The organism is Weizmannia sp. CD-2023 (assembly GCF_036225245.1).
GTDB classification, from domain to species: Bacteria; Bacillota; Bacilli; order Bacillales; family Bacillaceae_C; genus Weizmannia; species Weizmannia faecalis.
In genome coordinates, this window is the sequence record NZ_JARTJQ010000086.1 from 1 (window position 1) to 20,385 (window position 20,385).

At 47.4% G+C, this 20,385-nt stretch carries 20 protein-coding genes; 18 read left to right on the top strand and 2 right to left on the bottom strand.

The window, feature by feature from the left end; all coding sequences use genetic code 11:
- The 8 genes from P9687_RS13240 to P9687_RS13275 form a co-directional block, all read left to right on the top strand.
- The coding region (locus tag P9687_RS13240; RefSeq protein WP_328228904.1) for an alpha-ketoacid dehydrogenase subunit beta at positions 1 to 761 on the top strand (761 nt) is incomplete at its 5' end.
- A 26-nt stretch (positions 762 to 787) separates the two neighbouring features.
- Positions 788 to 1,999: a dihydrolipoamide acetyltransferase family protein gene (locus tag P9687_RS13245; protein WP_035189843.1), complete on the top strand. Its 1,212-nt coding sequence runs from the start codon at positions 788 to 790 to the stop codon at positions 1,997 to 1,999.
- Between the two features lie 16 nt (positions 2,000 to 2,015).
- Positions 2,016 to 3,395 (top strand): dihydrolipoyl dehydrogenase, encoded by a 1,380-nt coding sequence (gene lpdA / locus P9687_RS13250; RefSeq protein WP_035189845.1) that lies wholly within the window; start codon positions 2,016 to 2,018, stop codon positions 3,393 to 3,395.
- A gap of 150 nt (positions 3,396 to 3,545) precedes the next feature.
- Positions 3,546 to 5,378 (top strand): sigma-54-dependent Fis family transcriptional regulator, encoded by a 1,833-nt coding sequence (locus P9687_RS13255; RefSeq protein WP_014098301.1) that lies wholly within the window; start codon positions 3,546 to 3,548, stop codon positions 5,376 to 5,378.
- Between the two features lie 60 nt (positions 5,379 to 5,438).
- On the top strand, positions 5,439 to 6,494 hold the full coding sequence (locus P9687_RS13260; RefSeq protein ID WP_014098300.1) for a mechanosensitive ion channel family protein: 1,056 nt from the start codon (positions 5,439 to 5,441) through the stop codon (positions 6,492 to 6,494).
- 126 nt (positions 6,495 to 6,620) lie between these two features.
- On the top strand, positions 6,621 to 7,598 hold the full coding sequence (locus tag P9687_RS13265) for an MBL fold metallo-hydrolase (RefSeq protein ID WP_225620887.1): 978 nt from the start codon (positions 6,621 to 6,623) through the stop codon (positions 7,596 to 7,598).
- Between the two features lie 247 nt (positions 7,599 to 7,845).
- A complete protein-coding gene (locus P9687_RS13270) occupies positions 7,846 to 8,184 on the top strand; it encodes an SCP2 sterol-binding domain-containing protein (RefSeq protein WP_014098298.1) in 339 nt (112 codons plus the stop codon).
- A gap of 222 nt (positions 8,185 to 8,406) precedes the next feature.
- On the top strand, positions 8,407 to 9,312 hold the full coding sequence (locus P9687_RS13275) for a R2-like ligand-binding oxidase (RefSeq protein WP_014098297.1): 906 nt from the start codon (positions 8,407 to 8,409) through the stop codon (positions 9,310 to 9,312).
- A gap of 175 nt (positions 9,313 to 9,487) precedes the next feature.
- Here P9687_RS13275 and P9687_RS13280 read toward each other — a convergent pair whose 3' ends face one another.
- Entirely contained in the window at positions 9,488 to 10,054 is a 567-nt protein-coding gene (locus P9687_RS13280; protein ID WP_035189848.1) for an O-acetyl-ADP-ribose deacetylase, read from the bottom strand.
- A gap of 124 nt (positions 10,055 to 10,178) precedes the next feature.
- Here P9687_RS13280 and P9687_RS13285 point away from each other — a divergent pair, with 124 nt between their 5' ends.
- From P9687_RS13285 to P9687_RS13305, 5 genes are all read left to right on the top strand, one after another.
- Complete coding sequence (locus tag P9687_RS13285; protein ID WP_014098294.1) at positions 10,179 to 10,358, top strand: H-type small acid-soluble spore protein; 180 nt, start codon at positions 10,179 to 10,181, stop codon at positions 10,356 to 10,358.
- Between the two features lie 100 nt (positions 10,359 to 10,458).
- Positions 10,459 to 11,214 (top strand): 3-hydroxyacyl-CoA dehydrogenase, encoded by a 756-nt coding sequence (locus tag P9687_RS13290; protein ID WP_026683418.1) that lies wholly within the window; start codon positions 10,459 to 10,461, stop codon positions 11,212 to 11,214.
- A gap of 250 nt (positions 11,215 to 11,464) precedes the next feature.
- Positions 11,465 to 12,616 carry a thiolase family protein gene (locus P9687_RS13295; protein WP_035189850.1) on the top strand — a complete coding sequence of 384 codons (1,152 nt, stop codon included), beginning with the start codon at positions 11,465 to 11,467 and terminating at the stop codon, positions 12,614 to 12,616.
- Between the two features lie 104 nt (positions 12,617 to 12,720).
- Positions 12,721 to 14,229 (top strand): class I adenylate-forming enzyme family protein, encoded by a 1,509-nt coding sequence (locus P9687_RS13300; RefSeq protein ID WP_035189851.1) that lies wholly within the window; start codon positions 12,721 to 12,723, stop codon positions 14,227 to 14,229.
- Between the two features lie 406 nt (positions 14,230 to 14,635).
- Positions 14,636 to 15,013, top strand: a complete 378-nt coding sequence (locus P9687_RS13305) for a helix-turn-helix transcriptional regulator (RefSeq protein WP_014098290.1) — start codon at positions 14,636 to 14,638, stop codon at positions 15,011 to 15,013.
- A gap of 61 nt (positions 15,014 to 15,074) precedes the next feature.
- Here the strand turns inward: P9687_RS13305 and P9687_RS13310 are convergent, their stop codons facing one another.
- A complete protein-coding gene (locus P9687_RS13310) occupies positions 15,075 to 15,869 on the bottom strand; it encodes a Cof-type HAD-IIB family hydrolase (protein ID WP_014098289.1) in 795 nt (264 codons plus the stop codon).
- A 152-nt stretch (positions 15,870 to 16,021) separates the two neighbouring features.
- On the opposite strand from P9687_RS13310, the gene P9687_RS13315 reads away from it, so the two are divergent.
- The 5 genes from P9687_RS13315 to P9687_RS13335 all read left to right on the top strand — a co-directional run bounded on the left by P9687_RS13315 (position 16,022) and on the right by P9687_RS13335 (position 20,122).
- Positions 16,022 to 16,582, top strand: a complete 561-nt coding sequence (locus P9687_RS13315) for a DUF420 domain-containing protein (protein WP_014098288.1) — start codon at positions 16,022 to 16,024, stop codon at positions 16,580 to 16,582.
- Between the two features lie 147 nt (positions 16,583 to 16,729).
- A complete protein-coding gene (locus tag P9687_RS13320; protein ID WP_014098287.1) occupies positions 16,730 to 17,113 on the top strand; it encodes a hypothetical protein in 384 nt (127 codons plus the stop codon).
- On the top strand, positions 17,106 to 17,573 hold the full coding sequence (locus tag P9687_RS13325; RefSeq protein ID WP_026683417.1) for an aminodeoxychorismate lyase: 468 nt from the start codon (positions 17,106 to 17,108) through the stop codon (positions 17,571 to 17,573). Before P9687_RS13320 ends, P9687_RS13325 begins: the two co-directional genes overlap by 8 nt.
- Before the next feature lie 133 nt (positions 17,574 to 17,706).
- On the top strand, positions 17,707 to 18,678 hold the full coding sequence (locus P9687_RS13330; RefSeq protein WP_035189852.1) for an L-lactate dehydrogenase: 972 nt from the start codon (positions 17,707 to 17,709) through the stop codon (positions 18,676 to 18,678).
- 697 nt (positions 18,679 to 19,375) lie between these two features.
- A complete protein-coding gene (locus tag P9687_RS13335; protein ID WP_035189853.1) occupies positions 19,376 to 20,122 on the top strand; it encodes an SDR family NAD(P)-dependent oxidoreductase in 747 nt (248 codons plus the stop codon).
- The last annotated feature ends 263 nt before the right edge of the window (positions 20,123 to 20,385 follow it).

Genomic DNA, 20,385 nt, shown 5'->3' on the forward strand with positions numbered 1-20,385 from the left:
CGATTGCAGAGCTCATGTTCAACGATTTTATCGGCAGCTGTCTGGACGAAGTGCTCAACCAGGGCGCGAAATTCCGGTACATGTTCGGCGGCAAGGCGCAAGTGCCGGTGACGGTCCGGACGATGCACGGCGCCGGTTTCCGGGCGGCGGCCCAGCACTCGCAAAGCCTGTATGCGCTGTTTACGTCGATACCGGGCTTAAAAGTCGTCGTGCCGTCAACGCCATATGATGCGAAAGGGCTGCTTTTGGCTGCGATCGAAGACAATGACCCGGTTATCTTTTTTGAAGATAAAACGCTTTACAACATAAAAGGGGAAGTGCCCGAAGATTACTATACGATTCCGCTCGGTAAGGCGGACAGGAAACGTGAAGGAAGCGACATCACCATTGTTGCAGTTGGCAAACAGGTGCAGACGGCGCTTGAAGCGGCAGAACGGCTTGCCAAAGACGGCATCGAAGCGGAAGTGATTGACCCGCGCAGTTTATCGCCGCTTGATGAAGGGACGATTCTCCAGTCGGTCGCAAAAACAAACCGGCTCATTGTGGTCGATGAAGCGAACCCGCGGTGCAATGTGGCAACCGATATTGCGGCACTTGTTGCCGATAAAGGGTTTGATGATCTGGATGCCCCGATCAAACGGATCACGGCACCGCACACGCCGGTTCCGTTCTCACCGCCGCTTGAAGATTTGTATTTGCCGTCCGCCGGGAAAATTGTGCAGGCGGTATCAGAGCTCTTGGGGGAACCGGTCGGGCAATAACAGACAGATAGAAAGGAGTGGTTGGCATGCCGGTTGAAGTCATTATGCCCAAACTTGGGATGGCGATGAAAGAAGGAACTGTTTCACAATGGAATAAAACAGAAGGAGAAGCCGTTAAAAAAGGCGACCCGATCGCCAGCATCAGTTCGGAAAAAATAGAGATGGAAATCGAGTCCCCTGCGGACGGCAATGTATTAAAAATCAATGTGCCGGAAGGAAAGGGCGTGCCGCCGGGAACGGTGATTTGCTATATTGGAAACCCGGATGAAGAAGTGGCGGCAACAGCAGCCCCGGTGCAGGAAGAAAAAGGACAAAAAGAAGAAATAAAGGCGGCCCGTCCCGCACCGCTCCCGAAAAAACCGGGGAAAGTGCGCGTGAAAATTTCCCCGGTCGCGCGGAAAATGGCGGAAGCAGCAGGCATCAAACCGGAAGATATAAAAGGGACTGGGCCAGGGGGCAGGATTACAAAAGAAGATGTGGAACAGGCAATTGCGTCAAAGAAAGAAAGCCGCAAACAGGACAGCCTCATCCAGGCGCCGGCAGGAAAAGAACCGAAGCACACACCGGTATCCGGCATGCGCAAAGTGATCGCAGAACGCATGCATGCCAGCCTGCAATCGGCTGCACAGCTGACGATCACGATGAAAGCGGATGTCACGGAACTATTGGCGCTAAAAACGCAAGTGAAAGAGACAATCACAAAACGGTACGACAGCAAACTGACGATCACGGATTTTATAGCAAGAGCTGCCATCCTTGCTCTCGAAAACCATCCGGAAATGAACAGTGCGTTTATGGATAACACAATTGTCACTTACCCGGAAATCCATTTGGGCATCGCAACGGCGGTTGAAAAAGGGCTGATTGTCCCGGTCATTCGCAACGCCGAAAGCAAATCGCTGATCGACTTGGCAAAAGAAATCAAAGAAAAAACAGCGGCAGCAAGATCCGGGAAACTGCCGGCAGATGAGATGCAAGGGTCCACTTTTACCATTTCAAGCCTGGGTGCAAGCGGCGTCGAATTTTTTACGCCTATTTTGAACCCGCCGGAAGCCGGAATATTGGGTGTCGGTGTCGTTTCGGATGAAGCTGTTTTTATCGGGGACAAAATTGAAAAAAGGAGCCGGCTGCCGCTCAGCCTGACGTTTGACCACCGCGTGCTCGACGGGGCGCCGGCAGCGGCCTTCCTGCAAACGGTCAAGCAATATTTGGAAGAACCGGTTACGATGCTTTTGTAGGAAAGAAGGGATCAGGATGGAAACCATCGGGATTTTAGGCGGCGGGCCTGCGGGCTACGTCGCTGCCATTACAGCAGCACAGCAGGGTGCGGATGTCATTTTATTTGAACAGGCGACACTCGGCGGTACATGCTTAAATGAAGGGTGCATGCCGACCAAGACGCTTTTGGAAAGTGCAGGGCGCTACCGGGACATCCGGGAAGCGGACAAATTCGGGATCCGGGTGAACAAGGAAGCGGTGTCCATTGACTGGTCCTCCCTGCTTGAAAGGAAAAATGCGATCGTTTCCCGGCTTGTACAGGGCATTCAATACTTAATGAAGAAAAACAAAATCAAAATCGTGCAGGGAAAAGCGGCATTCCAGTCACCCCATGTTGTTCTTGCAGAAACAGCAAACGGCACGGTTGAAATAAAAGCGGACCAGTTCATCATCGCAACAGGGTCTGAACCGAGCTCCCTCCCGTTTGCGCCGTTTGATGGCAACTGGATCATCGACAGCACGCAGGCCATGTCTCTTCCCGGCCTGCCTCCATCGCTCGTAATTGTCGGCGGCGGGGTAATCGGTTGCGAGTTTGCGAGCATTTACAGCCGGCTTGGGACAAAAGTGTCGATCATAGAGATGGCCCCACATATTTTGCCGGGGGAAGATGCGGATATCGCGAATATTTTAAAAGAGCAGCTTGAAAAAGACGGGGGGGACATTTATACATCTGCTGCCGTAAAAAAACTGGACCGTGATAAGAAATGCGCGCTGATTGAGCAGGAAGGGGAAACGCGCGAGATTTACGGGGAATACGTGCTTGTTTCAATCGGCCGGAAACCGTCTGTCAACGGGATCGGCCTCGAAAATGCCGGGGTGGCGTATGAAAAATCGGGCATAAAAGTCAATGAAAAGATGCAGACGAACATCCCCCATATTTATGCCTGCGGCGATTGTATTGGCGGCATCCAACTTGCACATGTCGCTTTTCATGAAGGAAAAGTGGCGGCGCTCAATGCATGCGGAATGGAGGCAAGTGCGGATTACAAAGCCGTTCCCCGCTGCATTTATACGTTTCCGGAAATTGCCGGCACCGGCCTCACCGAAAAGCAGGCGAAAGAAATGTACGGCGCTGTTCGGATCGGCGAATTTCCGTTTTCGGCAAACGGAAAAGCGATGATCAGCGGGGAACAGGTTGGGAAAGTGAAAGTCATCATCGAGCCGGAATACGAAGAGGTGGTCGGCTTGTCCATTTGCGGCCCGCATGCAACAGAACTGGTCGGGCAGGGGGTATTGATGCTGAACGGGGAAATGACGGCTGATCTGCTTGAGCGCTTGATTGCCGCTCATCCGACCGTCTCAGAAGCCATCCATGAAGCCGTTTTAAATGCACAGGGGCATCCGGTGCACGTATAATCATTCCCGGCAGTCTCTCAGACTGCCGGGAATATTCATAAGCCCTGTCTACATATTGAAAACGCTTTCCGTATTCGATTATAATAGAAAAGAACATCACGACTTTCTTCCTGATGCGCAATTTTCTATGATGAGTCGGAGGGATGAAAGATGGCTGTATGTTATTGGAATACGTGGAAAAAGTTTGTGCAGGAAGGGACATTGGATCCCGAGAGAATCAACAACCGAATCGCTGAATCGTGGTACCGCTGTAAAAAACGGGATGTGAACCCGTATTTGCGGAAAGGGCAGCATATCCTGCCTGTTGAAAAACTATTGGCACACCGGGAAAGGCATAAAGATTTTTTAAATATTGCCGAACGCCATGTGAAAAAGATGGAGCCTGTGTTTCAGGAAGCCGGCATGATGGCGCTCCTGATTGATCCTTGCGGGCATGTGCTGTCCGTATCAGGAAACCGGAAAACCATTTTTGAAGCGCAAAAAATTAATTTTGTCGAAGGGGTTTGCTGGACGGAAGAGCGGGTCGGCACGAATGCGATCGGCACTACGCTTGAGACAGGGGAAGCCGTGATGGTGAACGGCCCTGAGCATTTTTCGGTTGCCTCCCACCAGTGGAGCTGTGCAGCCGCGCCGGTTTACGACAGCCAAAGGAATCTTGTTGGCGTCATGGACTTAACATGTCCATATACCGAATCCCACCCTTTCATGCTCGCCATGGTTTCATCGCTGGCTTATACAGTAGAGCAGGAAATCGTACGCATGGCAAAAAGCCGGCATGAACGTTTCATCCAAAAAGCTGTTGAACTTTCGGACCAGTACGGGGACCGGTTACTCGTCATTACGGATGAAGAAGGAAAAGCCGTTGCGGCAAGCCGGCCGCTTCGGAAGAAAATGCCGGATTATTTTGGTAGAACGATTGAAGAAATGACCTCCCAAACGGATACCATTGTGAACCAATCCATTCCATTGCCTTCCAGCCGGGAAAAAATCGGCACCTGTTTCTTTTTGTCTGAAAATAAAAATCTTTCCGGCACCCTTCTTCAAAAAGAAAAGTTCGTCTTCCGTGGCGTCACCGGTATAAGTAGAAGTTTTCAGGAAACGTTGCGCAAAGCCCGGATTGCTTCCCTTTCCGATACCACTTGTTTTATCACGGGTGAGACCGGAACTGGAAAGGAGCTGGTCGCACGAGCCATCCATGAAAACAGCAGCCGGAAAAACGGCCCGTTTATTGCCGTCAATTGCGGGGCTGTGCCGAAAGAATTAATGGAAAGCGAGTTTTTCGGTTATGCCGACGGGGCTTTTACCGGCGCAAAACGGGGTGGCCATAAAGGAAAATTCGAGCAGGCCCATGGCGGCACCTTATTTCTTGACGAAGTGGCCGAGCTGCCGTCTGCCATGCAAACGGCGTTGCTCCGCGTCCTGCAGGAAAGAAAAGTCGTGCCGGTCGGTTCTGCAAAAGAAGTAAGTGTGGACGTCCGGATTATTGCCGCGACCCACAAGGATTTACCGAAGCTCGTCAAAGAAGGGAAGTTCCGTGAAGATTTGTTTTACCGCCTGTATGTTTTTCCCGTCCGCCTTCCTGCTTTGCGCGAAAGAAAAGAAGACTTGCCTGCTTTGATTCAGTATATCAGCAGAAAGAAAAATCAAGACGTCGAAATCCCGCCGGCGGTTATGAAGAAAATGCAGGATTATCATTGGCCCGGCAATATCCGTGAACTGATGAATGTGATTGAAAACGTCCGACTGCTTGCTGTGGCCGGTGAAGAAGAAGCGGAACGGTATGTGGACGAATATGTTTCCGGAGAGACCGGGCTTAACGGCATGGAAAAACAGGTCACGACGCTGAACCCGCGGGAAGCGATTGAGCGCGATATGATACTGGAAGCTTTGAAACATACGAAAGGAAATGCGGCGGCAGCGGCGAAAATGCTGGATATTCCGCGCAGCACATTTTACAGAAAACTGCGGAAATACGGCTTGTAACGATTGAATGCCCGGTTTCAGGGTATAGAAAAAATATCATCTTGGAACCGGGTGGTTATGTTGTTGGATACAGTATGGAAAGAATTCTCGGACATTCATCTTTTTCGTTTTGCGCTTGATACGGTCGTTTTGCTTGTTGCCGGCAAGCTGTTGAAGTGGACGGTATCCGTGCTTGCAAAAAGGAACCGCCGGCTGCAAAAAACGGTCGAGCCAGCGGTTTATTCAATTACAAACTGGGCTTGTTTATACGGTGTACTTTTGATCTTCCTGTTTGATTTCTCCGATAACAGGTGGTTGTTTTACCCGCTTTATTCCAAAGGCGGGCTCGATGTCACGCCGTTTTTGCTGATTGTTGCTTTAATGATTGTCACGCTCGCGCACAGGCTTGTGAAGCTTCTGACAAAATATGTGCTTTCAACCGTTTATGACCATTATCACGTTGACCGAGGACTCGGGTATACGTTTAACCGCCTCATTTATTATACCGTCATGATTGCTGCACTTTGTATCAGCTTTACAACGGTCGGCCTTGACCTGTCTGCACTTGGGGCGGTTTTAAGCGTAATCGGGATCGGGCTCGGCTTTGGCATGCGCAACATCGCGGCAAACTTCGTATCCGGGATCATCATTTTATTTGAACGCCCGATTGAAGTCGGTGAAACGGTTGAAATCAATGAGGAAACCGGCAGAGTGGAGAAAATCAATCTCCGCTCTACAACGGTCCGGCTCGATAAAAGCGGTACGCTGATTGTTCCAAATCAATATTTTATTGAACAGGTCATTAAAAACCGGACGACGGAAAAGCCTTCTGCTTCTATTCAGGTCAGCGTCAGTTCCGAAATGGATACAAAAAAGGTGGAAAAGCTATTGCACGAGGCTTTTGAAACAGTAAAAGAAGCAGATCATGGTCTCGCACCGGATACGATAGCGTCTGTAAAGTTGATCCGGTTGCGGAACCATAGCTTTGATTTTCTTGTAGAGATCCCGCTTTTGCCGGGCAACCAGAAAGATGAGATTGAAAATGAAATGCGCCATGTGATCGTCCGGCTGTTCCGCGAAAACGGCATTGAATTTGCAAAAGAACCGATCGAACAGGTGATTTTGCGGGACAGTTGAGCCCAGCCCAAAAAGGCAGGTACTTATGGCACCATCTGCCTGATTGGCGGCATCATGCATACGATTAAAAAAAGTGAAAAAGTTTGCCCCAGTTCCTCCGAAAAGTTATGCTTATGGTAGGAGGGGATGGATTTGGCAAGTTTTACAGAGAAAAAGGATTCATGCGACTTCACGAAAGTGGCGGAAAATGTATGGAAACTGGTCGTCCGTTTTCCATTCGGCATGCGGGAGGTCAATTGCTATCTTTTTAAAGGAAAAAAAGGGTACACGATTGTGGATACCGGGGACTTCCATGAAACGGCGAAGGAAACATGGAACAAAGTGCTGGCATCGGTTTTTCCCATTGAAAAAATTGTGCTGACACATTCGCATCCCGACCATCTCGGGCTTGCGAAATGGCTGAAAGAAAAATACAGTGTACCTGTTTTCATGTCCGATTTAAGCTTTCAGACCATGCAGGAAACAAAGGCCCGTTTTGCCGTTTCACATGATAAATACGAAGCGGTTTTGCAAAAGCATGGCGGGCCGACTTTGCCGAAACGGAATTTTGCACGTGAGATCCCGAAATATGATTTTGAACCGGACGGCCTTTTTAAAAATGGCGAACAGGTTCTGCTCGGTGATGATCCTTACGAAGCGATCCGGACGCCTGGCCATGCGCCGGACCATTTTTGTTTTTACAATCGCAAAAAGCAAATTCTGGTGCTCGGAGACCATGTGTTAAAAGACTTGTCCCCCATTGTTGCCGCCTGGTCTGAGAACGACAAAAACCCGCTTGGGGATTATTTTGATTCGCTTGACCGGATTAAAGACCTGCCTGTCAAAGTGGCGCTTCCGGGGCACGGCGGGCTAATTGAGGATGTAAAGGCGCGGGCGGAGAGCATCCGGATGCGCCATGAGCATAGACTCAAGCAAATTGTCATGTCGCTTCAAGAAGGAGAGAAAACAGCGGCGCAAATCTGCCGGGATACTTATGGGGATATGGCAATAAAGCAATTTTTCGCTCCGTTTATGGCAACAATTACAAGATGTCTTTATCTGGAATTTGCCGGAAAAATATCGAGCCGACTGGTGAATGGACAAATTTTATATTTTTTGCCCTGATCAGCTCGCATCTGCTTCAGCTTAAGAGGCAGATGATTTTTTTGCGCCGAAGGAAAAGACGTGCAGCCGGTAAACCAAAAACCGGTTGTTCAAGTTTGCGCAGAAGGTATGGCTTTAGACGGGCGATAAATATAGGGCAAGCAGAAAACCGGGCTTCCGATTTCCCTACATATATAGGAATTGGCCTTGAAAGGTTCGGAATATATAATTAGTTGTGAAAGCCACTTTTACAACAAGGAGGAACCGCATGGAAACCGTTGACGAAATTTTTCAAACAATTGATGCTGCCTTAAAGAAAGATCCTTCCCGGTCACAAGGAATGAACGCGGTATACCAGTTTAATTTAAGTGGGGAAGAAGAAGGGACTTACCATGTCGTTATGCGTCCGGAAGGCAGTTACGCTGGGGCGGGGGAAGCGGAGGATCCGAATTGTACGCTCTCCATGTCATCCGCTGACTTTAAAAAACTGGTGCAAGGCAAAATGAACGGCACGACGGCTTTTTTAACCGGCAAACTCCGGCTGAAAGGGGATATGGGGCTGGCTTTGCGGTTGCAGGACGTTTTGTCAGCATATAACGCTTCCTGATGGAAACAAAAGAAGCGAAAGCCCTTTACAACACCGCTCCTGGGATCCGTTTTGAAAAAGGGAAACCCCTGGTGTGGCAAGGGATTCCCGCTCGCTTGGGTGTGCCGGCACAGAAGTTGACCGGATTTTTTGGCGGAAGCTGATAAACCGAGCACCATGCCTGCCGGTTAGAGGCACGACAGGACCGTTCCGGCATGGCGCACCTGACAAGGAGATGAAAAGATGGCGCATGAACGTTTTCAAACCGTTGAGGGTCAAATCAACTGGAATGACCCGATGTATAAGCTTTATGAAAAAGCAAAGCGGAACGGCGGGTGGAATCCGGCTGACATTGATTTCAGCCAAGACCGGGAAGATTTTCTCCAATTAAGGGAGGAAGAGAGGATAGCATCGTTACCGCTTATTTCCTCTTTTTCAGCCGGGGAAGAAGCGGTTACGCTCGATATTTTGCCGATGCTCCATGCGATGGCAAGACAGGGCCGGCTTGAAGACACGATGTTTTTGACCACCTTTTTGCACGATGAAGCCAAACATACGGAAATGTTTTCGCGCTGGCAGCAGGCAGTGGGCGTCGGCGATCTTGATTTATCGGCCTACCATAATGACAGCTACAAGCGGATTTTTTACGAAGCGCTGCCCGAAGCAATGGAGCGCCTGTATACAGACGATTCGCCTGAAGCGGTCATCCGTGCGGCGACGGTTTACAATATGATTGTGGAAGGCGTGCTTGCGGAATCCGGTTATTATTCGTTCAGGCAGATTTATAAAAAAGCCGGCTTGTTCCCGGGCATTTTACAGGGCATTGATTATTTAAATATGGATGAAGGCAGGCATATCCAGTTTGGCATTTATACGATACAGCGGCTTGTAGTTGGAAATGAGGAAAGGTTTAAATTGTTCCATGACTATATGGATGAGTTGTGGATGCATGCTTACGGCGTTGTCGAATACCTTGTCGGACTGGCGGTTTTACAACGGGAACAGTCAAATTTTGAATCGCAGATTGTATTCGAGCCGGATATAATGCGGCAATACGCTGTTAAACAGTTTCATATTCGAAAAAGCAAGATCGACCGGGCCAGAAAATACAAGAACCTTTCCGAATTGGAAGCTGCTGCAGATTCCTAAAACAGAAGACCCCGGGCCCGGGGATCCAGCGGGAGGACAAAGTAAGTTTCCCGGTGAAGCGGCATGGATGTGGAAAAACGGCGGCAGCTGCGAAACATCTGTAAAAATGTCTCTGCTTCCCGGTTTTCCAGCACGTACCGGCCCGGGCAAAAAAGCCGGCATGCTGTGCGAAACCTCAATTTACCAGGATTGTCACTTTATTGCCCGATTTTTCGCTATCATATGAAATGCTTTTCCATTCTGTTGTTGCTTTTTCGTACGCTTGTTTTGTCCGCTCGTCAAAACACACCATCCACACTTCCTGCACCGAGTCGGAAGTTTCAAGGAATGTACAAATGGTGCGGACAGCGATCCGGGCAGCCGCATCCAGCGGGAAATGGTATACACCGGTGCTGATGGAAGGAAAAGCAACCGTTCGCAGTCCTTTCGATTCAGCGAGGCGCAGGCTGTTTTGGTAACTGTTTTCCAATAATTCGGCTTCATGATGGCCGCCTCCCTGCCAGACGGGGCCGGGCGTATGAATGACGTATTTTGCCGGCAGCCGGTATCCTTTCGTCATTTTTGCTTCGCCGGTCGGGCATCCGTTCAATTTCCGGCATTCCTCAAGGAGCTCGGGCCCTGCTGCTCTATGGATGGCCCCGTCCACACCACCGCCGCCGAGCAGTGTTGTATTCGCCGCATTTACGATGGCATCCGTTTTGACTTTTGTAATATCGCCAAGTACGATTTTAAAAGACTTCATCTCCATCATCTCCGTTTCTGTTCTTTGTTTTATTTTAACAGGAAGGGGTGGATGTTTAAATACCGGTATAGTTTCACACTCCCCTATCCATACTTTAATTGTAAAAAGAAACGGAGGTTTTGGTATGGATGCAAGACGTGCGCAGGAAATTATGAATGTGCCAGAAATGGTGACGGTCACTTTGAACGGGGAAAGGATTTACATCGAGCATGTTGACCGGCAGGAAGAAACAGCAACGGTGCATACCCTTGATCATCCGGATAAAAAGATGAGCGTTCCCGTCAACCTTTTGCTGGAACATTAAAACCGCTTTTTGAGCGGTTTTTTTTCGGTTGACAGTGAAAATACAAACATTTAGTATTTTAGATACGGAACAGATCTTCATGGGAGAGGGGTTTAGTCAAATGAATCTGGAAAACAGCACAGCCATTGTAACCGGCGGGGCATCAGGGCTCGGGGAAGCAACGGTAAGGAAATTGGTGGAAACGGGCGCGAAGGCGGTTGTTTTTGACCTTCAACAGGAAAAAGGAGCAAAATTGGAGCAGGAACTAAAAGGGCGGGTTCGTTTTTTCAAAACGGATGTAACGGATGAGAAAAGTGTTCAAGATGCGCTAGAACAAATTGAAAGCGTTAACATACTGGTAAATTGTGCCGGCATCGGAGCGGCGAAAAAAACATACGGCAAAAGCGGCGTACATGATCTTGCCTCTTTTCGGAAAGTGATTGAGGTGAATCTGATTGGCACGTTTAATGTGATCCGGCTTACCGCTGAAAAAATGGCACAGAACAGCCCGAACGAAGAAGGGGAAAGAGGAGTGATCATTAATACAGCCTCGGTTGCCGCTTTTGAAGGGCAGATCGGGCAGGCAGCCTACAGCGCGTCAAAAGGCGGCATTGTCGGGATGACGCTTCCGGTTGCCAGGGATCTTGCCAGCCTTGGCATTCGTGTTGTCACGATTGCACCGGGTGTATTTGAAACGCCGCTTTTCGCTTCTTTGCCAGAAAAAGCAAGGGATGCGCTTGGCAAGATGACACCGTTTCCTCCCCGTCTCGGACGGCCGGCAGAGTATGCGCAGCTTGTCCAAAGTATTGTCTTGAATCCGATGCTGAACGGGGAAACGATCCGACTTGACGGTGCGATCCGGATGCAGCCGAAGTAATGTGAAGCTGATGATGGAAAAATCCGCCTGGCAGGCAGGCACGGGAAACATCTCAAAATCGCACGCGCAAGGCGGATTGGGCCGGTTGCTTAACGGGTCGATAAAAACAGTCCGGGCCGGGCACCATTTTCAAAAGAGTCCCGTGCAAATGCGAGACTAAGACAGGAAATACGGGTTTACAAGCGGAATCGCAGTTTAAAAACGCAGGGTATAAGATGAATGGAAAATTTTTATGGTGAGGGGAATGCGGATGCGGGAAGCGGTCATTATAGAAGCGGTTCGGACACCCGTTGGAAAGCGGAATGGATTATTAAGCGGGATCCGGGCAGAAGAGCTGGCGGCGAAAGTTTTACAGGAAGTGGTCGAACGGGCGGGGATATCTCCGGATATGGTGGAAGATGTGATCATGGGCTGTGTTTCCCAGGTCGGGGAACAGGCGTCTGATATTGCGCGGCAGGCAACGTTGATCGCAGGATTTCCGATTGAAGTGCCCGGCGTTACCATTGACCGCCAGTGCGGATCCAGTCAGCAGGCGGTGCATTTTGCAGCTCAGGCGGTTCTCTCCGGCGATATGGATGTGGTGATTGCAGGCGGGGTTGAGAGCATGTCGCGCGTTCCGATCGGCTCCAACAGGAACGGCGCCGCATTCAGCAAGTTGCTCACTGCAAAATACAACATGATCCATCAGGGGCTGTCCGCAGACTTGATTGCGGAAAAGTGGGGCATTAGCCGTGAAAAGATGGACCACTATGCGCTTGAAAGCCACAGGCGTGCATTGCAGGCGCAAAAAGAAGGGCGTTTTGACAGGGAGATCATGCCGGTTGAAGCGGAACAGCCTGATGGCAAGACCGTGACAGTTGTGAAAGATGAAGGCCCGCGTTCAGATACATCGATTCAGAAATTGTCCGCGCTGAAACCGGCTTTTCAGGAAGACGGGCGTATCACGGCAGGTAATGCGAGCCAGATTAGCGACGGGGCAGCTGCCGTTTTAATCATGTCCCGCACAAAAGCAGAGGCACTTGGCCTGAAGCCGCGGTTCCGAATTCTCGCCCGGACCGTTGTTGGGTCTGATCCGACACTGATGCTGACAGGGGTGATCCCGGCTACGGAAAAAGTGTTATGTCAGGCGGGGCTTTCGATTGATGACATCGATGTATTTGAAGTGAACGAGGCATTTGCTTCCGTACCGCTTGCCTGGCTTTTAGAAACCGGCGCCAGTCCGGAAAAACTGAACCCGAACGGCGGTGCGATTGCGCTTGGCCATCCGCTTGGCGCAAGCGGGGCGCGGCTCATGACAACGCTAATACACGAACTGGAACGAACAAACGGCCGTTACGGCTTGCAAACGATGTGCGAAGGTTACGGTATGGCAAACGCGACGATCATTGAAAGATTGGAGTAAAAACATGCTGTTTCCGGCTGTGGAAAGGAGCGTATCATCGCAGCCGGCCGGCGTTTTACTGCGGCAAACGGAAAAACCGGGTTTTTCGAACAGGAGGAGTAAAAATGTTTGTTGGGCAACAGCTCAAATGGCATGCCATTCATCAACCGGACCATATCATTACGTCTTACCGGGGAAAGAAAACGACTTATGCCCAATTTTACCGGGAGGCGGTAAATGTCGCCGGCTTTTTCCAAAAAAAGGGGTACAAAAAGGAAGACATCATTGCCCTTTTTCTCCATAATTCCGATGTGCTGCTCATTGCCTATTATGCCTGTCAACTGGGCGGTTTCACAGCCATGCCTGTCAATACAAAATTGGCACCACCCGAAGTGCAGTATATTTTTCATCACTCAGAAGCAAAAGCCCTCATCTATGATATCCGCCTGCTTCATATACTGCATGAAATTCCACGCGAGTTTCATCAATTCCAAGACCGCTTGATGGTCGGCGGGGAAGACACATTCCGGACTATTGCCGGAGAAAATACGGATGCTTTTATGCCTCCCCAAATAGAGGCAGATGATACTGCTGTGATTTTTTATACATCCGGCACAACCGGCAGGCCAAAAGGCGTCATGCTGTCTGCCGCAAATGTCCGGGCAGCGGCACAAATCTGGTCTGAGGCAATGGATTTAAGCAGGGAAGACCGTGTGCATATTGTCACCCCATTATTCCATTGCGCGGCATGCCATGTCTTTAGCATTCCGGCCATCTACCGTGGTGGCACCATGATCATAGAAGAACAATTTTCCCCTGAGAAAACGCTTGAAACAATGGAAAAAGAAAAAGTTACTGTTTTCTTCGGGGTGCCGGCAATGTACAGTATCCTTCTCAATACGCCGAAAATGGCTGAAGTTGACCTGTCTTATTTGCGATTGTTCTGTTATGGTGCGTCTCCGATGCCGTATGAACGTGTGCGCCAGTTAAAAACGCGTTTTCCGGCAGTAAAAGTACAAAACTTATACGGCCAGACCGAAAATGCGCCGGCAGCTTCAACATTAACTGACCGTTTTGCTTTGGAAAAGGCAGGTTCGGTTGGCCAAGCATTGCCGCAAACGGAAATTCAAGTGGTAGATGCGGACGGTTCACCTGTTTCCGCCGGGGAAGTAGGCGAAATCATCGTTAAAGGGCCGCAAGTCATGAAAGGATATTTGAAAAATGAAGAAGAAACGCGGAGGGTATTGCAAAACGGTTGGCTTTACAGCGGAGATTTGGGCTATTTCGATGAAGCCGGCTTTCTGTATTTAGTTGACCGTAAAAAAGATATGTTAATACGTGGAGGCGAAAATGTTTATCCGGTGGAAGTGGAGGAAGTGCTGTATGAAATGCCGGAAATTTTGGAAGCGGCAGTGGTCGGAATTCCGCATGAAATATACGGGGAAGTGCCAAAAGCCTATATTGTCGTGAAAAAAGGCGAAACATTGACAGAAGAAAAAGTGCTCGCCTATTGTTCGGGAAAACTTGCAAAATATAAATGGCCGGCCGAAATTGAATTTTTACAGACGCTTCTACGAAATGCGAGCGGGAAAGTTTTAAAACACGTTTTGCGAAAACAAATTTCCGGGGAGTAAGGCAAACAGCACGGCAGCAAAAAATACCCATTTTGAGAAAGGGCGCCCGTGCTGTTTGGGAAAAGCGGAATGCCGGCAAATCACCGGTATTTTTTTGTTTAATTTGTTTTAATAACACTATGTGCTAAAAGATAAATAACTTTTGACCAAATGTTTGCACGATAAAAATGAACGAATTTTTACCATTCTTTTGCCGGCTTAGCCGGATGCACGGTTGATATAAAACGCGACTCCATTTTATAGAAATGAAAGGGTTTCAGAGCAGATTTTATAAAAATTACACAATGTGCTAAAAACATAATAAAAAACAAAAAACCTACACAGCTAAAATAACATACGTTCGAGTGTTAATTTTTGTGTGCTGCCGGCACATTTTACTATAATGGAAGAAAAAGGGGTGAGTAGCATGGCGGAAAAACGGCAAAGGGAGAGTACCGGCTTTTTAATCAAACAGCGCGCCTTTTTAAAACTTTATATTATCACCAATATTGAAAACGGACGGTGGTACGGGCTGCAGCTTTTGGATGAATTGAAAAAAGAATTTAAGCCGCTCGGTTTCGAACCGCAGCATTCCGAAATCTACCGGGCGCTTCATGAACTGGAAGATGAGGAGCAAATTTTGACCAAAATAAAAGTAAAACCGGACGGGGCAAAAAGAAAAGAGGTTGTGGTATACAAAATCAAAGACATGGAAAAAGCAAAAGCGTACAAAAAACTTGTCAAAGCTGATTTGGAACGGTGCGAGCAGCTCTTGCGAAAAGCGCTTCAAGATAATTTTTCATAAAAGAAGCCGGGGTTGCCGGCTCTTTTTATTCATTTTTCACTGCTAAAACGGACGCTCCCCCTTATGCTTGATCGATCACCCCGAGCATTTCCAAACCATGGTAAATACCGGATTCGGTAACGCTTGTCGTCCGGTGTTTTGCATAAGCAAACAGTCCGGGGTTGCTGTTTGCCATCGCAAAACTTTCGCCGACTGCCTCCAGCATTTCTTTATCGTTCATGCCGTCCCCAAACGCAACGGCTTTTTCTTTTGGAATGCCGAGGATATCCAGGGTTTTGGCTACAGCCATGCCTTTATTCACTTTATCAAGAATAACGTCGTAACAATGCCTGAATCCATCAATGTTGACCTGGGATAAATGCAGGCCGGGCAAATCTGCATACAATGCGGCGCCGTTTCCCCGGACATTCACAAGCGTAATGCCCAATACTTGATCAAGTACTGCCGGTGTAAAAGGGGCGTTTTGGCGAAGGTGGATTTTTTTTATAAAACTTTTCACTTCAGGCACATCAAAAGAAGTGATAAAGTTTTGCCGGTCCGTATACAAAACGACTTCATGTCCGTGCTTTTCGGCAATGCCAATAAATTTATCGACAATTTTAGGGTCCATTACCGTTTTAAAAAGGTTTTTTCCTCTATAGACAGCAAGTGTGCCGTTATAGCCGATCGCGGATTCGATTTCCAGTTCGTCCATCAGCCACGAAATTTCATGAAGCGGCCTCCCGGTTGCCAGGAAGACTTCCATGCCGTGCTTTTTTGCTTTGACCACGGCCTTTTTTGTTGAAGGCTGGATCGTATCTTCCGGTGTCAAAATCGTTCCGTCTACATCTAAAAAAAGTGCTTCATAGTGTCCCATCATTTCGCTCCAGTATGTATAATTTTTCACTTTTACTTTACCACAAATAAAAATGAATGTGAAAAACTTCGCTATTGTTGTTTGTCTACCAATCTTCATGCTATCATGAAAGCATATGATTACAGAATGTAAAATGCGGGGTGCATGAAAACATGAATAAAGGGAACAGTCCTTCTTACCAACCGAAAAGTGATAAAAATTTTACGGCGCTGATTATCACCGTTTCCCTTATCGCAAATATTATCATTTTGCTGCTCTTTTTTACGAACATCGGTTACAAGGGTAAAGTAGGATTTGATATTTATATTTTGCCGAGGATGAACGCCGTTTTTAACAGCTTTACGTTTATTTTTCTCGTCTGCGCGCTCATCGCCATTAAACGGAAAAATATCAATGTGCATAGAGGATTTGTACTGGCCGCTTTTGCGTCAACGTTTTTGTTTTTGCTTTCTTATTTGACATTCCATTATCTTTCGCCTGAAACGGCAAGATATGGCGGGGAAGGGGCAATCCGGTTCATCTATTTCTTTATCTTGATTACCCACAGTTTTCTCGCGGCCATTATTGTTCCGCTTGCTTTGTTCGCACTTGTGTGGGGATGGACAATGCAGGTGAAAAAGCACAAAAAAATTGTCCGTTGGGCGATGCCAATCTGGCTTTATGTCAGCATCACCGGCGTGATCGTTTACTTGATGATGGCACCGTATTATTAAAGAACAGTACACCAGCCGCTGGTCCGGCTGGTGTTTTTTTTGTGCAACTTTTGTCATAAATTCTTGTTTTTTATCGAAAATAAAAGGCTGGACATGTATAATAATAGGGTACAGGAAGAAGATTTTTGAAGGAGGGGTACATATTTGATGGTCTGGACATTGGTAATTTTATTTGCGGTATCCGTTGTGTTGCTGATCATGTCCATCTTTAAAACGCGGAACCGTGCGAAAGAGGAACAGCAGGAATTGGAAACGGTGCATTTGGCACTCATGGATGAAATCAATCATCTGAAAGACGGCATCCGGACGCTTGAACTGGAAATGGACATTCTTGAAAAAGAAGCCGGCATCCAGCTTTCTGCCTTTGATAAACAGTTCAGGCTTGAAGTGCTGGATTTATATAAACGCAACTACTCTATTGAAAGCATTGCAGAAAAAAAACAAGTGACAAAAGCGGAAATTGAGGAAATTCTGGCCCCGTTTATGGCGGCGAAAAACGAAAGGAGCAAGGTTGCCGGTGGGAATGAATAAATTGAGCAGCTTTGCCGCAGGGATTTTGCTCGCCACGGCTGTAACAGGCGCCGTTTATTTTTCCGAAACAGGCAAAGCAGCGGACAATACGGTGAAAAAAACAAATACGGCTGAAACTGCAAAACTCTCCAACAGCCAGATGAAAGACAAACTAGAGCATGCAGGATATGTCGTTCAAACCAAGGCTGCATATGACAAAGATCTGGCTGATGCGAAGTCATCCGCTGAAAAATCCGCGAAAACCAAAACCGTCAACCGGGTTGTGTTCCAGGTGACGGATGGGATGACGAGCATTGATGTCGGCAAATTGCTTGAGAAAGCTAATATCGTGGATGATGCATTTCAATTCAGTAAAGATGTCGAAAAGAAGGGTGTTGAGAATCATCTTCGCCCTGGTACTTATGTCGTGGACAGCACGATGAGTTACGATAAAGTGATTTCAACCATTTTTAAAAAATAATCATGAAGCTAGCTGCCTGCCGTACTGCGGACCGGGCAGCTTTTTTTGCGCCGTTTTTCCGGTTTACGAAATTTTCACTGCAATAGTATGATTTTAAATGTTAAAATAAAGAAAACAAGGAGGGAAGACAACTGTGAAAAAGACAAAATTAGTAGTTGCAGGCGTTGGGCATGTCGGTTCGTATGTGCTTGCAAATGCGATGAAACTGGGCCTTTTTTCGGAAATTGCTGTATTGGATAAAAAGAAAGGGGTCGCATTTGGGGAAGCGCTCGATTGGAGACATGCCACGGCACTTACATATATGCCAAACACAAGCGTGAAAGCAGGGGATTACTCGGAATGCGCCGATGCGGACGTCATTATTTGTGCAGCAGGGCCAAGCGTGCTTCCGTCGGAAAAAGACGAAATGCCGGACCGGGCAGGGCTTGCCAGGACGAATGCCGCCGTGGTGCGGGAAGTCATGGCAGGGATTACGAAATATACAAAAGAAGCTGTCATCATTTTCATTACAAATCCGCTTGATACGATTGTCTATATTGCTGAAAATGAATTTGGCTATTCGAAAGGGCGGATATTCGGAACAGGCACCATGCTTGACTCGGCCCGCCTCCGCCAGCTTGTTGCCGAAAATTACAGCATTGATCCGAAAAGTGTAACGGGTTATATGATGGGCGAACACGGGTTTACCGCATTTCCGGTTTTCAGTCGTTTAAATGTACAGGGATTCCGTGAAAAAGAACTGGACAGCGTGTTTAAAGGAAAAGAACCGTTGGACAGGGAAGCTTTCAGACAAAAGGTGGTGAAAACTGCTTTTGATGTCCTGAATGGGAAAGGGTGGACCAATGCCGGTGTTGCTGAAGCTGCAGTGACATTGGCAAAAGCCGTGATGCTGGATGAAAAAAGCATTTATCCGGTTTCAGCCACTTTGCATGGTCAGTACGGATATAACGGTGATGTCGCTTTAAGCATACCAAGTGTCATCGGCCGTAACGGGATCGAACAACAGCTTGAAATTGAACTCGATGAACAGGAAACATCCTGGTTGCACGAATCGGCAAAATCGATCCAAAATACAATGGCATCGGTAAAAACCGGAAAATCGTAAAAATCGTATATTCAGGCTTGACCTAAAAAATCCGCTGCATTATACAGCGGATTTTTTAGGAGAAAACGACTCTGGCCAAAGATAATCTCTGGGTACAAGGGAAAAGGGGTGGCCGGGCATATCTGCAATGTGATGATTTTTATCTAGTTAACATAATATATATTATAGCTAGTTGAGGAGTAAAACGAAATTTTGTCTCAAAAAAGAAGATTACTTAAAACATTGAGACAGAAACATTTTTTCCGTGAAACACAATCTTTATTGCATCTTTCCATCTCATCAGGATTTCGGTTTGTCCGGTATGCGTTTCATTGATCGTTCCAGATTTATTCCATCACGCAGCGTTGTTGCATTTTCGCACATGCTTTCATTGAGTCATCTAATCTTGGTTTGTTCTTTTATTTGCAATCCCTGCACATTCTTTTGCCTTAAAATTCTTCTTCTGGCTGATTTTCCTATATTTGTGCATGAATGAGCATTCCTCATCGGTTTCATTTTTCGCCTGTTTTTTCTTTAAAATAACTGCAAGTGTTTATCCTTTTTTGATGGTTTTAAACCTGTCTATTGATATAAGTCGATTTTTCGAACTGTTCTTTCCTTTTATTGTAAACCTTTTCTTGCGGTGATACACTAAAAATTGTAAAGAAAAGTAAACGCTTACTTTTTCTAAGAATATATCCATCAGGAGGTATGCATCATGTCAGGCAAAGTTGCAGTGATTACAGGCGCCGGCAGCGGGATTGGCCGGGAAACCAGTTTAACTTTTGCACGTAAAGGCGATTCCGTTGTGGTTGCCGATATTGATGAAGAAAAAGGGCTTGAAACGGTGGAATTGATCAAACAAGAAGGCGGAGATGCTGTTTTTGCCAAGACGGATGTTTCCAAATTCGAAGAGGTTGAATCACTTGTCAATCAGGCGGTTGAAATATACGGGACGATTGATGTGATGTTCAACAACGCCGGAATCGGAACGCTCGGGCATATCCTGAGTTTGAAAATAGAAGATTACTTGCGTGTCATTGATGTCAATCAGCACGGCGTTGCATATGGAATCATTGCCGCTGGCAGAAAAATGCGCGAGCTGGATGTCAAAGGCGTTATTATCAACACGGCTTCCGTATTCGGATATTTGGCCAGCTTCGGTACTTTCCCATATCAGGTTGCAAAAGGCGCAGTCCGGATGATGACCCAAAATGCTGCGCTTGAACTAGCACAATACGGTATTCGCGTCGTCGGCATTGCACCGGGCAGTGTGGATACGCCGATTATACAGGCATATAAAGATGCCGGAATGACACAAAAAATGACAGAACAGCAAATGCGCAAAAAACTGATCCGTCCTGAAGCCATTGCAAATGCGGTTTATCTATTAACGCTTGAAGAAGCAGATGTCATTAACGGAAGTGTTGTCATGCTTGATGACGGCTATGCTTCTTTCAAATAACTTTCTTCATTTGTTTTTTTCACACGTCCCCTATTCCTCCCCGTTCCGTTCAAAAGGGCCTCCTCCCTTTTGAACCGGATGTGGATATCCCCCTCTCTATTTCTTTAATCTTATGGCCACCTGCACGAAAAAGTGAAAATCCAAACGCTATACGATAGCAAATGAACCTTAGCGCAGCGGTTCTTTTTGTCATTTTAGTGGCAAATTATGTTACAATATTCATACAGCTCTCGTTGTGGGTCTGGTGTTACTGGCGCCCCAAA